At 66.5% G+C, this 14,397-nt stretch carries 10 protein-coding genes; 3 read left to right on the top strand and 7 right to left on the bottom strand.

The genetic code is table 11. The annotated features are described in order from the left end of the window. Window positions 1-16 precede the first annotated feature (16 nt). Genes ACOCMM_RS11170 through ACOCMM_RS11155 form a run of 4 tightly spaced genes read right to left on the bottom strand, consistent with a single transcriptional unit; the run spans window position 17 to window position 6,199 of the window. Window positions 17-1,456, bottom strand: a complete 1,440-nt coding sequence (locus tag ACOCMM_RS11170) for an MFS transporter (RefSeq protein ID WP_419553230.1) — start codon at window positions 1,454-1,456, stop codon at window positions 17-19. A 6-nt stretch (window positions 1,457-1,462) separates the two neighbouring features. After that, a complete protein-coding gene (locus ACOCMM_RS11165) occupies window positions 1,463-2,380 on the bottom strand; it encodes a 2Fe-2S iron-sulfur cluster-binding protein (RefSeq protein ID WP_419553229.1) in 918 nt (305 codons plus the stop codon). Further along, window positions 2,377-4,104, bottom strand: coding sequence for an NADH-ubiquinone oxidoreductase-F iron-sulfur binding region domain-containing protein (locus ACOCMM_RS11160; protein WP_419554865.1), 1,728 nt, complete (start codon window positions 4,102-4,104; stop codon window positions 2,377-2,379). The genes ACOCMM_RS11165 and ACOCMM_RS11160 overlap by 4 nt, the downstream gene beginning before the upstream one ends. A 49-nt stretch (window positions 4,105-4,153) precedes the next feature. Next, entirely contained in the window at window positions 4,154-6,199 is a 2,046-nt protein-coding gene (locus ACOCMM_RS11155) for a molybdopterin oxidoreductase family protein (protein WP_419553228.1), read from the bottom strand. Between the two features lie 179 nt (window positions 6,200-6,378). On the opposite strand from ACOCMM_RS11155, the gene ACOCMM_RS11150 reads away from it, so the two are divergent. After that, entirely contained in the window at window positions 6,379-7,134 is a 756-nt protein-coding gene (locus ACOCMM_RS11150) for an IclR family transcriptional regulator (RefSeq protein ID WP_419553227.1), read from the top strand. Between the two features lie 7 nt (window positions 7,135-7,141). Here the strand turns inward: ACOCMM_RS11150 and ACOCMM_RS11145 are convergent, their stop codons facing one another. Genes ACOCMM_RS11145 through ACOCMM_RS11135 form a run of 3 tightly spaced genes read right to left on the bottom strand, consistent with a single transcriptional unit; the run spans window position 7,142 to window position 11,462 of the window. Then, window positions 7,142-8,149 (bottom strand): electron transfer flavoprotein subunit alpha/FixB family protein, encoded by a 1,008-nt coding sequence (locus tag ACOCMM_RS11145; protein WP_419553226.1) that lies wholly within the window; start codon window positions 8,147-8,149, stop codon window positions 7,142-7,144. After that, window positions 8,146-8,910, bottom strand: coding sequence for an electron transfer flavoprotein subunit beta/FixA family protein (locus ACOCMM_RS11140; RefSeq protein WP_419553225.1), 765 nt, complete (start codon window positions 8,908-8,910; stop codon window positions 8,146-8,148). Before ACOCMM_RS11140 ends, ACOCMM_RS11145 begins: the two co-directional genes overlap by 4 nt. Window positions 8,911-8,939: 29 nt before the next feature. Beyond that, window positions 8,940-11,462: an FAD-dependent oxidoreductase gene (locus ACOCMM_RS11135; RefSeq protein WP_419553224.1), complete on the bottom strand. Its 2,523-nt coding sequence runs from the start codon at window positions 11,460-11,462 to the stop codon at window positions 8,940-8,942. 236 nt (window positions 11,463-11,698) lie between these two features. Between ACOCMM_RS11135 and ACOCMM_RS11130 the strand changes: the two genes are divergently transcribed. Both ACOCMM_RS11130 and ACOCMM_RS11125 read left to right on the top strand, forming a co-directional pair. Beyond that, a complete protein-coding gene (locus ACOCMM_RS11130; protein WP_419553223.1) occupies window positions 11,699-13,408 on the top strand; it encodes a formate--tetrahydrofolate ligase in 1,710 nt (569 codons plus the stop codon). Beyond that, a complete protein-coding gene (locus tag ACOCMM_RS11125; RefSeq protein WP_419553222.1) occupies window positions 13,409-14,272 on the top strand; it encodes a methylenetetrahydrofolate reductase in 864 nt (287 codons plus the stop codon). Window positions 14,273-14,397: the final 125 nt, after the last annotated feature.

Below are 14,397 nucleotides of genomic sequence, written 5' to 3'. Positions count from 1 at the left end.
TAGGGCCGTTGCGCCATCACCGGCGCCGGCGCAGCAGCGCAGCCACCGCAGCGGAGGCCCGTGCAGGGATCGGGAGGAACTGGCCCTGCTGTGCCACGGTCGGACCGGCAACGAGCAGCATGCGGGCAGCGACGAACACTGCGACCGAGACATACGCCGCCGCCATGACGAAGTAGAACGCGTTGAGCGTGACCGACATAGCGATTGCCGCACAGATCGGGCCCACCGTGGCGCCGACCCCGTTCATGCGCACCAGCACAGCACTGGCCCCGGCTCGCTGGGAACCCCGAAGCCAATCGTTCGTCTGTGCCACAGCCATCGAATAGATCGGGTAGGCGAACGCTCCCATCACTCCCATGACGACGATGCCTGCGAAGCCCCGCTCGTCGAGAGCGAGCATGACCAGGCAGGCGGCGCCGGCAATGGAAGCTGCCGCCACGATGACGATGCGCCGAGGCACGCGATCTGAGAGGCGACCGAGCGGGATCTGCCCGAACAAGCTGCCGATCATCGGGGCTGCAACGAACAACGCGACCTGCAGCGGCGACAATCCCCTTGATGCGGCGTACACCGACCCGATGCCGGAGATGGATCCCAGAGCGGCGCCGACCAGGAAGGCCACCACCACGCCGGTGGGTGCGGTCCCCATGAGCGTCCGCAGGCCGACTGATTCATGCTCCATCACCGGCGGGTTGGCAGATGCGGACAGCGACATCGGCACCAGCGCCAGCGAGACCAGCACGGAAACCACGGCGAACAGGGCGAATCCGTTGGTGTCGGCGACGACCACCAAGAGCTGGCCCGCGGCAATGGCGCCCATCGTGATGACCATGTAGCGGGCCACCATCCGGCCGCGATTCTCGTTTGTCGCCAGCTCATTCAGCCACGTCTCGGCAACGACGATCAAAGCGGCGAAACACACCCCCCACATAAAGCGACATGCACCCCAGGTCAGTGGGTCGACGAAGACCGCCTGGACGAGCACGACGCTGCTGCCAGCCGATGCCCCCGCAGCGAAAACGCGTACGTGACCGACTTGACGCAGGAGATGAGGAGCCAACGCGGAGCCCGCCAGGAAGCCGACGAAGTTCATCGCCATGACCAGACCCGCAACGGTCGAACCGAAGTCTTCCGAGGTGGCCCGAACTCCCAGCAAGGTGTTCTGCAGTCCGTTGCCGGCCATCAGGAGCGCGATGCCGGCAAAGAGGGCTGTGCTGCGGGCGGTGTGTGAAGCGAGAGCCGGGCCGCCCACGTGGGGTTCGGCGACTGTTGCGCGGGCGATCTGGGGAACATAGCCAGTTGCCATCTCATGTGCGCGGTGGAGGGCACGTTCGCGGCGGCTGATCCGTACCGTCGTCGAAGCGCCGTCTTCGGCGCCTGTACCGGATGCGCCGCCTTCGGCGCCTGTGCCTATTGCGCCGCCTTCGGCGGCCGGGGTCGGCTCGTTCGCCGACACCTGTGGCTAGTGCTCCGCTGTGTCAGTCGTCGGTGGCTCGAAGGCTGGCGCGTGTACGTACTGCCAGCCGAATCGACCCTTGATGCACAGGTGGCCGCTCGTCACCGAGTGATCCGCGGGCGACATCACCTTGACGATCTGCTCGTCTTGTACATGCAGTTCGAGATTGCATCCCACGCCGCAGTACGAGCACACGGTGCGGGTGACGGACTGGTCGTCGGGGCGCCACTCCCCCACTGCGCGCAGATCGAACTCGCTCCGAAATTGCAGCGCCCCCGTCGGGCACACCGCAACGCAGTTGCCGCAATAGACACACGCACTCTCGGGCAATTCGACGTCGTACTCGGTACGGATGCGGGCATCGAAGCCACGCCCGGCCACGGCGATGGCGAAGGTGTGCTGGGCGTCATCGCCGCATGCTTCGACGCACTTGTAACACAGCACGCAGCGGTCGTACGCGCGGATGTACAGATCGTCCTGGATGCGGACGGGATCGTCGACACGGGCGGGTTCGGAGGTGGCCTCGTCTCGGGGCGCCGAGCTGTACCGATCCGGGTCGGCGCCGTAGTGCTGTGACCATGCGTTGATTTCGGAGGCTTGGCTGAGGTCGTTGGCAGAGCCCAGAAACTCCAGCACCATGCGCCGGCTGTGACGCACCCGTTCGGAGTCCGTACTGATCGCCATGCCGTCTTCGGCGGGTCGTGAGCAGGCGGGCACCAATGTGCGCGACCCCTCGAGTTCTACGACGCAGACACGGCAGACGTTGACCGGGGTCAGATTGGGGGCCCAGCAGATGGTGGGCGTCTCCACTCCGGCTTCGGTGCAGGCGGCCAGAATCGTCTCACCCGCGGGCACCGTGACCTCACGGCCGTCGATGCTCAGCGTGACAGGCGTCTCATCAACGTTCTCACCGGATGCGTTCATGCTTGATCGTCTCCTAGCAGACCGAGCCGCATCGCCGAGAGCACCGCTGAAGCCGCCGTGTGGCCGAGACCGCAGATGGACGCATCGCCCATGGCGGTGGCGATGTCCCCCAGCAGCTCGCGCTGGGGGTCCGTCGGCGCGCCAGCCACGCGGATCTTCCTCACCAGCTCGTGCTGACGGACGGTACCCACCCGGCACGGCACGCACTGCCCGCACGACTCGTCCCGGAAGAACTTGGCCAGTCGCTCGATCACGGCGCCCATCTCGGCGGTGTCGTTGAAGACCATCACCGGGCCTGAGCCGAGCGTCGTGCCCGCAGCACGCGTGTCCTCCAGCGAGAGCGGAAGATCGGTGGCGTCGGGTCCGACGAAGCTGCCCGCAGCGCCGCCCAGCAGGACTGCCTGCAGCGTGCCTTGCACGCCACCGGCCAGCGTCAGCAATTCACCCAGGGTCATCCCGAAGGGAGTTTCATAGAGCCCTGGTCTGCCGACGTGTCCGGACAGGCAGAACAGCTTCGTCCCCGGCGAACCCTCGGTTCCCATGCTGCGATACGCCTCGGGACCGATTCGCAGGATCTCGCTCACGTTGAGCAGCGTCTCAGGGTTGTTCACGACCGTGGGACGGCCGAATAGCCCGTGCGTGGTGGGGAATGGCGGCTTGTTGCGAGGCTCTCCCCGGAATCCCTCGAGCGAGTTGAACAGAGCGGTCTCCTCGCCGCAGATGTAGGCACCGGCACCTCGGCGCAACTCGATGTCGAAGCGCTGGCCCGATCCCGCCGCATCGTCGCCCAGCCAGCCCGCGGACCGAGCCTGTGCGATGGCGTGCCGCAGACGCTGCGTGGCCAACGGGTACTCCCCCCGGATATAGATCCAGCCCTGCTCAGCACCCACGACCAGACCGGCGACCGTGATGGATTCCACGATCGCCAAAGGGTCCAGCTCGCACAGCAAGCGATCTTTGAACGTGCCGGGCTCGGACTCGTCGATGTTGGCCACGACGTGCTTGGGGCCGTCTCCGTCGGCCACCGCCCGCCACTTGATGCCGGTGGGAAACGCCGCTCCGCCCCGGCCGGACAGCCCCGCTGCGCTGACCTGTGAGATCACCTCGTCAGGTCCGAGGCGCAGCGCTGCGTCGAGCGCTGCGCCCCCACCGCGGTCCTGGTAGGCCTCCATCGAGGTGAACTCATCTGGGCCCCAATGGCGTCCCACCAGGTGTCGCAGCAAGCTGGGCGCCTCAGGGGTTGAAGCGGTGACGCTCACCAGCAGTGAGTCAGGTCCGCCGTCGTCAGCCGGCACTCGATCGGGTTCACGGCGACCTTGGATGAACACCGCCGGAGCGCGTTCGCATTGCCCAAGGCACGGCCCTTCGTGCACCGCGTGGCCCTGAGAGCGGAGATGCTCTGCCAACGGTGCCGCGCCGGCGAGTGCGCAGATTGGGTCGACGCAGACGTGGCGGACGCTGAGCTCGTGAGATGGGGCGTCGGTGCGGAACATCTCGTAGAACGTGGCCACCCCGTAGGCCTCAGCCGGCGGCACACCCAGCGTGCGACCCACAAAGTTCAGACCGCCTGGCGAGATCCACCCCGCCTCTCGTTGAAGGGTATGCAGGGCGGGCAGCAACAGGTGCCGCATCTGCTTGCGGCGGCGTGTGCCTCCCCGTACGAGACGGGGGTGATCTACCACGACGGCGCCATCGCCGACATCGGTAACGCTGAGCGCGGCCATTACCGCTCGTCGTTCCGATGCGGTGGGTTCCGCATCGGAGAAGAACAGGTCAGCCACCAGCGCCACCTGCCGCAGCAGCTGGGCTTGATGCGTCGCCTGCGGCGTCCGGGTCCAATGCGCCGCCTGCGGCGGCTGGGTCCAATGCGCCGCCTGCGGCGTTCGGGCCGGATCTCAGCGGGTCGATGCGTACCGCTGCAGCCTTGAATTCGGCTGTCCCGCTGCGCGCGTCCCAGGTGTCATTGGTGAGCAGGTTCGAATCGACCAGATCCGGGAAATGGAACGTCGTGAACACCAGGCCGGTGGGCAGGCGATCGGTGACGTGCACCTCCATGTCCACCGAACCGCGGGGCGAGCTCACCCGGACCGCATCGCCTTCGGCGATCCCGAGATCTGCCGCGTCGGCGGGACTCACTTCGATCGCGTCGCCGGATCGGATCGGCGAGGAATAACCGGCTGACTGCGCGCCCGTGTTGTACGAGTCGAGGACCCGGCCGGTGGTCAGGCGCAGCGGGAACTGCTCGCTCAATACCTCGGCGGGCGGGCGATGTGTGACGACCGAGAACGGCGCAGGAGCGTGACCCCCCAGATCTGGCTCCCAGAGCCACTCGTGGAGGAACTCCGTGCCCGGATGGTCCTCGTCGGGACACGGCCACCGCAGGCCGCCGCTTTCGGTGAGCCGCTCCCAGCTCATGCCGCCGTGCAGCGGCGACAGCGATCGCAGCTCGTCCCAAAGTCCTTCCGGCGAGGTGGTGGGCCACTGCGCCCCCATGTGCAACGCCAAGTCGCTGATGATCCGCACATCGTCGCGTGCATCACCTTGCGGCGGCACTGCGGCTCGCACCCGCTGGACACGGCGTTCCGAGGACGTCACCGTGCCCTCGCTGGATGCCCAGCCCGCTGCCGCAGGCAGGACCACGTCGGCCATGCGGGCGGTGCGTGTCAGCGAGATGTCCTGCACGATGAGCAGATCGAGCCCCTCGAGCAGCTTGCGGGCGTGCGCCACGTTGGCCTCAGAGTCGGCTGGGTTCTCCCCAATGACGTACAGGGCTCGAAGCTCACCCTCTTCCATGGCTTCGAACATCAAAGTGAGATGCTTGCCGGGTACAGGGTTCAGCTCGCAGCCCCACGTGCTCTCGAACTTCGCCCGGGCCTGCGGATCCACGAGCGGCTGGAATCCAGGCAGACGGTCTGGCAACGCGCCCATGTCACCGCCGCCCTGAACGTTGTTCTGGCCTCGCAGGGGCACGAGGCCCGAGCCGCGACGTCCGACATGTCCCGTGAGCAGCGACAGGTTGCACAGCGAAAGCACGTTCTCGACAGCCGTGTGATGTTCGGTGATGCCCAGCGTCCACAGGATCTGCGCTCGGGGAGCAGTGGCGTATGCATATGCCATGTCCGCAATGGCCTGAGCCGGCACGCCAGTCAGCCGCTCGCCTTCGTCGAGCGTGAATGGTTCGACCGATGCCGCGAAGGCATCGAAGCCCGTGGTCGCATGGTCGATGAAGGACTGGTTGTGCAGGCCCTCGGCAATGATCTCGCGGGCCATGGTGTTCGCCAGAGCGATATCGGTACCCACGTCGAGACCCAGCCACACGTCCGCAAACTCGGCCGAGGAGGTGCGGCGGGGATCCACCGCATACATTTCGGCTCCGTTGTCGAGGCCTCGCAACAGATGGTGGAAGAAGATCGGGTGCGCCGCGCGAGCGTTCGATCCCCACAGCAGGATCACATCGGCCTCGTGGATCTCTTGGTAGGAACTTGTCCCGCCTCCGAGACCGAACACCGTCGCCAGACCGACGACAGAAGGCGCGTGTCAGGTGCGATTACAGGAGTCGATGTTGTTGGACTTCAGCACCGTTCGCATGAACTTCTGGGCTGCATAGTTCATCTCGTTCGTGCTCTTCGAGCATGAGAACATGCCGACGCCACCGGCTCCGTGTTGCTGCGTGGCCGCCGCCAAGCCCGTTGCGGCACGGTCGAGCGCGTCGTTCCAGCTCACAGGCCGCAGGACGCCGCCGTCGCGAACCAGCGGCGTGTCGAGCCGGGGCAACGATCGGTTGCGGTTCCTCAATCGTGAGTTGATCCGCTGTGGCATCAGCCTTCCCCCCAATGGATGACCCCGTCGCGCGCTCGGCCCCGATAGTAGGACGCGGACACGTCACCGTCCGTCACCTGTGTCCCGATTTGTTCCACAGAGCAGAACAGTTCCACAATACGGTACAAAATGGCGGTCAGGAGACGGGCCTGTGTCGCACGCGGGGTACGGTGGTGAGAGTGCAGTCCATCTCTCGTGCGTTTGCGGTGCTGCGCGCGCTGGCCGTCGGGCCCCAAGGCGTCACCGACGTTGCGGACAGCGTCGGACTGCCCAAGAGCACGGTGGCGCGACTGCTGACATCGCTTGAAGCCGTCGGTGCGGTCGCTCAGGACGACACCGGCGGCGACTACCGGATCGGGCAAGGGCTCATCGACATCATCGGTGCTGCTGGTGACGACCGAGGTCTGCTGGCTGCGGCGCGCCCACACCTGCACAGCCTGGTCAACCAGGTCGGCGAGACGGCGGGAGTGAGCGTTCGTGCGGACCGGACGGTCTATTACCTCGACCAGGTCGAACCCGAATCTGAAGTGCAGGTGCGCTCGTGGATCGGTGAGTACTGCCCATTGCACCTGGTGCCCTCGGGACTGGTCTACCTGGCGCATCTCAGTCCCGAGTCCTTGGAGGAGTACCTCGCAGGCGGCCTCGAGGCGACGACCGCGAACAGCGTGGTCGACCCAGACGCGTTGCGGACCCGGCTGGTGCAGATCGCCAGCGCGGGCTATGTCTGGGTGTACGAGGAGTTCGCCGCCGGCATCAACTCGGCGGCGGCACCGGTGCTGAATGAGGAAGGCACCGCGGTGGCGGCGCTGCACGTGCATGGCCCCGCCTACCGGTTCCCCGATCCGAACCGCACCCACGACATCGGCCTCATGCTGATCGCGGCGGCATCGAATCTGGCCGAGCACCTCGCCGGCCGGGCACCCCTGTCGATGTGAAGCCGGGCTAGCTGGGGCGGTCGCGGCGTCGCCGGATCTCGTCGGAGATCGCCGGCACCACTTCGTGCAGATCGGCGATGACGGCGTACCCCGCCTTGGTGACCATGTTGGCTTCAGGGTCGATGTTGATGGCGAGGATGTTCTTCGATCCCATGGCACCCACCCAATGCTGGATGGCGCCCGAGATGCCGCACGCGATGTAGATCTGCGGAGCAATGCGGGTGCCGGTCTGGCCCACCTGATCGGCGTGATTCCGCCAGCCGTTGTTCGTGACAGCACGAGAGCAGCCGACGCGGCCGCCGAGCAGCTCGGCAAGCTCTTCGAGCTGGGCGAATCCCTCCGCGGAGCCGACGCCGCGGCCGCCAGACACCACGACCGGCGAGGTCGACAGCGTGATGCCCTCGGTCAGGGTGACCCGGTCACGAACCAAGGTGCGCCGCGCCTCGGCGCCCACCTCGGGCTCGAAGTCGACAACTTCGGAAGCGACGACGTCGCCGGGTACCTGTTCGGCCTCGATGGCGTGCTGGGCGTAGGTCAACAACGGCAGAGTCGTGTCCAGCGTCACGTCCTCGAGCAGCGATCCGCCCCACTGGATCCGGGTGATCTGCCACGGTTCGCCTCCAGCCGACACGCTCACGCAGTTGGCCACGAGCGGCAGATCGATTCGGGCCGCCAGCTGGGCCATCGCTTCGGCTCCTCGATCGGTGCCCGCCGCGACCACCGCGGCGGGCTGTGAGGCGTCGAGGAACGACGTCAGCGCAGCGCCCCAGGCATCGGGCCCGTAGTCGGCCAGCAGCTCGTGGCGTCCGCAGTGCACAGTCGTTGCGCCGTAAGCCGCACAGGCAGCGGTGAGCTCGGCGCCGTGGGACTCGAACAGCGTCACGTCGCCCAACACGACTGCCTCGGTGGCTACACCGAGATCGCAAGCCAATGCCCGGGCAGCGGTGAGGGCCTCAAGGGCACCGCCGGAGGGCACACCACGGTCGTGGTCGATGAGCACAGCGACGCCGCTCACAGCACGCCCAGTTCGTCCAGCAGGTCCACCACGGCGGGAGCAGCTTCGGCACTGTCGCCAAGCACGACCGTGGTGCTGGCACGCTCGGGCGGTCGGTGCAGCCGCACCCGGGCCTGCCCTCCCGCTGCAGCGTCCTGCGCACCCTCGAGCAACTGGATCTGTGCCTTGCGTGACGCCAACCGTCCCTTCATCGTCGGGTAGCGGGGCAGGTTGATGCCCTCCTTGACGCCCATGGCGCAGGGAGCGTCCAGCTCGTACACCTCATAGCCGGCGTCGGTCTCGCGGCGAGCCACAAAGCCGTTCTCTGCGATGTCGATGCCCTTGATGCCGTTCACGATCGGGCGGTTGAGCGCGTGAGCGACACGGATGCCGACCTGGAAGTTCCCGCCGTCAGCCGACTCGTTGCCGAACAGGATGAGATCGAATTGCCCGCCGGCCGCCTCGAGTACCCGCACTGCGTCGGTGATGGCGACTGCAGTGCGCTGGGGATCCCAGTCAAGTCCGCCGGGGGCAGTCACCAGCGCTAGTGCGGTGCCTCCGACGCTGGCTGCGTAGCGCAACTGCTCGGTCGATTCTTCGGGTCCCAGGGTGAGCACGACCACGGCATGGTCGTCGCCGTCGAGCCGCTCGGTGATCTGCGCGGCTTCCTCCACAGCGCATTCCTCGTGGGGGCTGGTGGTGAAACCCAGGTGCGCTGTGTCGACCTGGCTACTGTCGGGGGTCACGTTGATGCGCGAGCCCACCGCCGGAACTCGCTTCACACAAACCAGGATGCGCACTGGCGTGCCCTTCAGGCCTTCATGGCGCTGTCATCGGGATCGAACAGTGCGAGGTTCGATCCGGTGGCCGCCACCGTCACCGGATACAACTCGTTCTGGTACATCACTGAGAGCTCGGTGCCCGCCGTCGCCAGCTCGCTGGGCAGGTAGGCCATCGCCAGGTAAGCGCCGAGTGATGGCGCGTTGCCAGCGGTCGTCACGCGGCTCACCCTGCCGTGCGAATCGGTGATCCGTTCGCCCGCCGGCGTCAGGACCGGCTCGTTGCCGGCTCCCATCGGGAAGCGGTCGTAGCCCTCGGCGCAGCGCAGACTCTCGAAGCGCAGCATTGCCAGCCGGGCGACGGGCGGTGCCTCGCGGGCTGCAAGGTAAGCCTCTTTGCCGATGAAGTCTGTGGCCTTCACGCGGGGCCGTGCCAGGCCCGCCTCCACCGGGTTGTACTCGTTCTCGAGCTCAGCGCCCATGAGCCGGTAACCCTTCTCGAGTCGCCCGGTGGTGCCGTAGACACCTGCTCCGACCGGTCGCAGGTTGAAGTCTTGCCCGGCCTCGGCAATGGCATCCCACAAAGCGAGACCGGCGCTGGTGGCGCAGTAGATCTCGAAGCCGGCATCACCGACATAGGAGATACGGAACATCTGCGCCGGGATCCCGGCCAGCAGCGCGTTGCGCACCTGCCCGTAACCGAACGCCTCCTGGGACAGGTCCGTCTCGGTCAGGGTCGCCAGCAGCGCGACAGAGTTGGGACCCCACACGCCATAGGTGGCGAGGGCCTCGGTGCGATTCTCGAAGGCCACGCCGCTGGCGGGCAAGTTGTGCCGGAACCAGTACTCGTCGCGGCCGCCGTCGAACGCACCGGTGGCGATGCGGTACCGGTCCTGCGCGAGGCGCACGATGGTGAGGTCCGAACGGAAGCCGCCGTCCGGTGTGAGCACAGGGGTATAGATCGACCGCCCGACGGGCAGGTCGCACTTGTTGACGACCATCCTCTCGATGTAGGGCACGACATCGGGACCCGACACCTCGAACACTTGGAAGGGCGAGATGTCCACCAGACCGCAGTGTTCGCGCAGGTGCAGATGCTCGGCATCGGTGATGGGGCTCCACCAGCGGGCATCCCACTCGTGAGTGCGGCCTCCGATGCCGTAGTGCTCGACGAGATCAGCGTTCGAGGAGTACCAATGCGGTCGCTCCCAGCCGCCGGCCTCGAAGTAGAAGGCGCCCAGCTCATCGGTGCGGGCCTTCGCAGGGCCGCACGTCACGTTGCGTCGAGTTGCCCACTGCTCTCGTGGGTGCACGATTCCGTAGGTCTTGTTGAAGTGCTCGTCGGCCCGGGCTTCGATGTGGTGGACGTTGCGATCCTGGTTGTAGAACCTCGTCACGTCCGAACTGTGCGGATCGGTCAGCCGCGGGTAGCCGTAGGTCATCCATTCAGCAACCAGACGGCCGACGCCGGGGCCTTCCTTGACCCAGACTGCGGCCACCGACCACAAGTTCTCTACTTCGACGGTGGGTCCGAGCAGTGGGCCTGCGTCGGGTGTGAGTGACAGCAGGCCGTTGATGGCGTACTTGATCTCGCCGTCGCCCAGGAACTCCATCAGCTCGATGGCCTCTTCGAGCTGCTCGTCAAAATCGTCAGGTGTGAATGGCATCTCCGTGGGGCTGAGGGCCGCTTCCTCGTTCGAGGGGATGTCCTCGACGCGATGCAGGATCGGTCGATGGGCGTAGCTGCCCACCTCCATCGAGCCAGCGGACTGCCGCTCGTAGCAGAACGTGTCCATGTCACGGACGATCGGGTAGGCCAACTCTTGATTGGTTTCCACCAAAATATCGAAGGGGCCGACGTCGACCATCTGGTGCACGGCAGGCGTCAATGGAATCGTCGCCCCCGCCATCTCGGCGAGCTTCGGGCTCCACACGCCGCAGGCGATCGCAACCGTGGAGCATTCGATGCGTCCCTTGTCGGTCACGACGGCCGCCACCCGCGCACCGTTGGGACCCGGGGCGGTCTCGATGTCGAGTACCTCGGTGTTCGCATGCACCGACAGGTGCCCGGCATCCTGGGCACGCTTGCGCATCTGCGTGCCCGTCTCCAGGGAATCCACCGCGGACACGCTGGGCGTGTAGAAGCCGCCCAGAATGACGCTCGGATCGATGAAGGGCACCAGCTCGACGACCTCGTCGACGGTGAGCAGCTTGGACTCGATCCCCCAGCACTTGGCAGAGGTCATGCGTCGGCGGAACTCTTCGAGGCGTTCGGGTGAGCGGGCCACCTCGAGCCCTCCGCAGGTGTTCTGCAATCCGAGGGCCTCGTATTGCCGCTGGCTCTCCACCGTGAGGTCGACGATTTCTTTCGAGTGGTCGACGGGGAAGATGAAGTTCGATGCATGCCCCGTCGAGCCCCCCGGATTGGGCAGGGGACCCTTGTCGAGCAGCACGATGTCGGTCCAGCCGAGGTCGCTGAGATGGCCGACTAGGCAGTTGCCGACGATTCCTGCGCCGATGACGACACAGTCGGCCCTCTCGGGAAACTCGCTCATGCCAACCCCCTCCAACAGACAAGCATGCAACCGATATTCGGCCCTGGGCGCCGCCAGAGTACGACATGCGAGAGTGACCGATCCGGCCAATGCTGTTCTGTATGATGGAACAGTTCCGCTCAGTGGAACAGACTAGCGCGGAAGGGTAACTCAGGAACGCGCTGATGAGCGACACTGAGGGAACGTGAAGCGGCTGAGGGGCCGCATCCGTCAGCACGGCACAGGGGGCGCGCGCCATGACAGCAGCCAGTGAATTTCCGAGCGACCTGGAGATCGCCTCTGCGGCGACAATCCGACCGCTCACCGAGATTGCAGACGAGGCGGGCATTCCGTCGGAGTACCTCGAGCTGTACGGCACGGGCGTCGCCAAGATCAAGCTGGAGGCAGCCCAAGCAATGGCCGACCGGCCTCGAGGGCGCTATGTGGTGGTCACCGCCATCACGCCGACGCCTCTCGGCGAGGGCAAGACAACGACGACCGTGGGTCTCGGGCAGGCCTTCGCCCACATCGGCCGCACCGCCACGATTGCCATCCGGCAACCGTCGATGGGGCCCACCTTCGGCATCAAGGGAGGTGCAGCCGGCGGCGGCTACAGCCAGGTGGTCCCGATGGACCTGTTCAACCTGCACCTCACCGGCGACATGCACGCCGTGACGGCTGCACACAATCTCTGCGCTGCCATGCTCGACGCGCACCTGTACCACGGCAACGAATCGGGTCTCGACATCCACAACATCACCTGGCGGCGGGTGCTCGACGTCAACGACCGGGCGTTGCGCAACATCACCCTCGGGCTCGGCGGGCGCCTCGACGGCATTCCCCGCGAATCCGGTTTCGACATCACCGCTGCGTCCGAGGTGATGGCGACCCTGGCGCTGTGCACCTCGATGGAGGACTTGCGGGCCCGGCTCGGCCGCATCGTGCTGGGCTACACCCGCTCGGGCGAACCGGTGACCGCGCAGGACATCGGCGCAGCCGGCTCGATGGCGGTGCTGCTGCGCGAGGCCATCAAGCCGAACCTGATGCAGACCTTGGAGGGTTCCCCGGCGCTCGTGCACACGGGGCCCTTCGGCAACATCGCCACCGGCAATTCCTCGATCGTGGCCGACCGCATCGGCATCCACTCGTCCGAATTCCTGCTGACCGAAGCCGGATTCGGCGCCGATATGGGCGCCGAGCGCTTCTTCAACATCAAGTGCCGCTATTCGGGCGTCTCCCCCGACGCGGCCGTCATCGTCGCAACCGTGCGGGGCCTCAAGGCGCACTCGGGCAACCACCGCATCGTTGCGGGGCGGCCCCTGCCCCCGGCCCTGCTCGAAGCCAACCCCGACGAGGTCCACGCCGGCGGCGACAACCTGCGCAAGCAGCTCTCCAACGTGCGGATGCACGGGGTGTCGCCGGTGGTTGCCATCAACGAGTTCCCCGGCGATCACGGAGTCGACCTCGACGCCATCGCCGAGATCGCATCGGAGTACGGCGCCCGCTCGGCCCGGTGCACGCACTTTGCGAATGGCGGAGCAGGCGCAGCCGAGCTTGCCGGCGCAGTGGCCGAAGCCGCAGAGGAACCGACGGACTTTGCGGTGCTCTATCCCGACGACATTTCGCTGCGGGACAAGATCAAGGCCGTGGCGACCAACGTGTACGGCGCCGACGACGTGAGCTACACCGCCCGGGCGAATCGTGAACTCGACAGCTACGAGCGAAACGGTTTCGGCAACTTGCCCGTGTGCATCGCGAAGACCCACCTGTCGATCTCGTCGGATGCGTCGCTGAAGGGTGCGCCGACGGGCTGGACACTGCCGGTGCGCGAGGTGCGTGCGTCGGTGGGTGCCGGCTTCGTGTACCCGATCTGCGGCGACATGCGCACCATGCCCGGCCTCGGCCGTGACCCGGCCGCCCGTCACATCGACCTCGACGCCGACGGCGAGATCGTCGGCCTGAGCTGAATGGAGGCACGCCGCAGGCTGCTGGCTGAAGCCCAGTGGGAGCTCATCCCGCTGCGGAACCTCGCCGAACAGCTCCCACATCTTCCGCCCCAGTCGCCGGTGTCGGTGACCGCTTCGGCCTCCAAGACGCTCGAAGACACGCTGGACCTGACCGCGGAGCTGTGTTCGCTGGGCCATCGCCCGGTGCCCCACATTGCTGCTCGCATGGTCGCCAGTCGTGATCACCTCGAAGAGCTGCTGGGCCGGATCGAATCGATGGGCCTCAGCGAGATCTTCCTGGTCGGCGGCGATGTCACCTCCCCCGCCGGCCCATTCGACAGCGCAGTCGGGCTGCTGGAAGCGCTGCGCGAGGTCACCCATTCGCTCATCCACATCGGCGTCACGTCTTACCCGGAAGGGCATGCGCTCATCACTGACGCCGTGCTGCACGAAGCGCTGCATGTCAAACAGGTGCTGTTGGCCGAGGCGGGCATCGAGGGCCATGCATCCACCCAGATGTGCTTTCACCCGAAGGCCATCGTGGAATGGCTGACCGCCGAGCGTGACAGCGGGTTCTCGCTGCCCGTACACCTCGGCATTCCCGGATCGGTTGATCCCTCACGCCTGCTGCGGATCGGCAGTCGCTTGGGGGTCGGCGCGTCACTGCGTTACCTGCGCAAGAACACTGGTGCTGTGGCACGCCTGTTGCGCCCCGGCGGCTATGACCCGAGCGGGCTGGTCGACAAGATCGCGCCCCACGCAGATCGGCTCGACGTCGCCGGCCTGCACGTGTTCACCTTCAACGCCATCGCCGACACGGTCGCCTGGCGCGATGCAGCCTTGGCGAAGAATTCCTCGCACCGCAAGCGAGCGAGAGGTGTCTGACATTGCCGGCGGGACTGTTGGCGGCACTGAAGATTGCGCTGCTCGCGGCCTTGGGCATTGCACATCGCCAGTATTGGCACCCCAGCATCGGGTTCACGTATCTGGTCCTGGCCCTGTTCCTCTCG

It is taken from the genome of Candidatus Poriferisodalis sp. (genome assembly GCF_965198245.1).
In the GTDB taxonomy this organism is placed as follows: domain Bacteria; phylum Actinomycetota; class Acidimicrobiia; order Acidimicrobiales; family Poriferisodalaceae; genus Poriferisodalis.
Note: the sequence above shows the minus strand (reverse complement) of the source record. Positions and strands in the feature narration are given on the sequence as shown.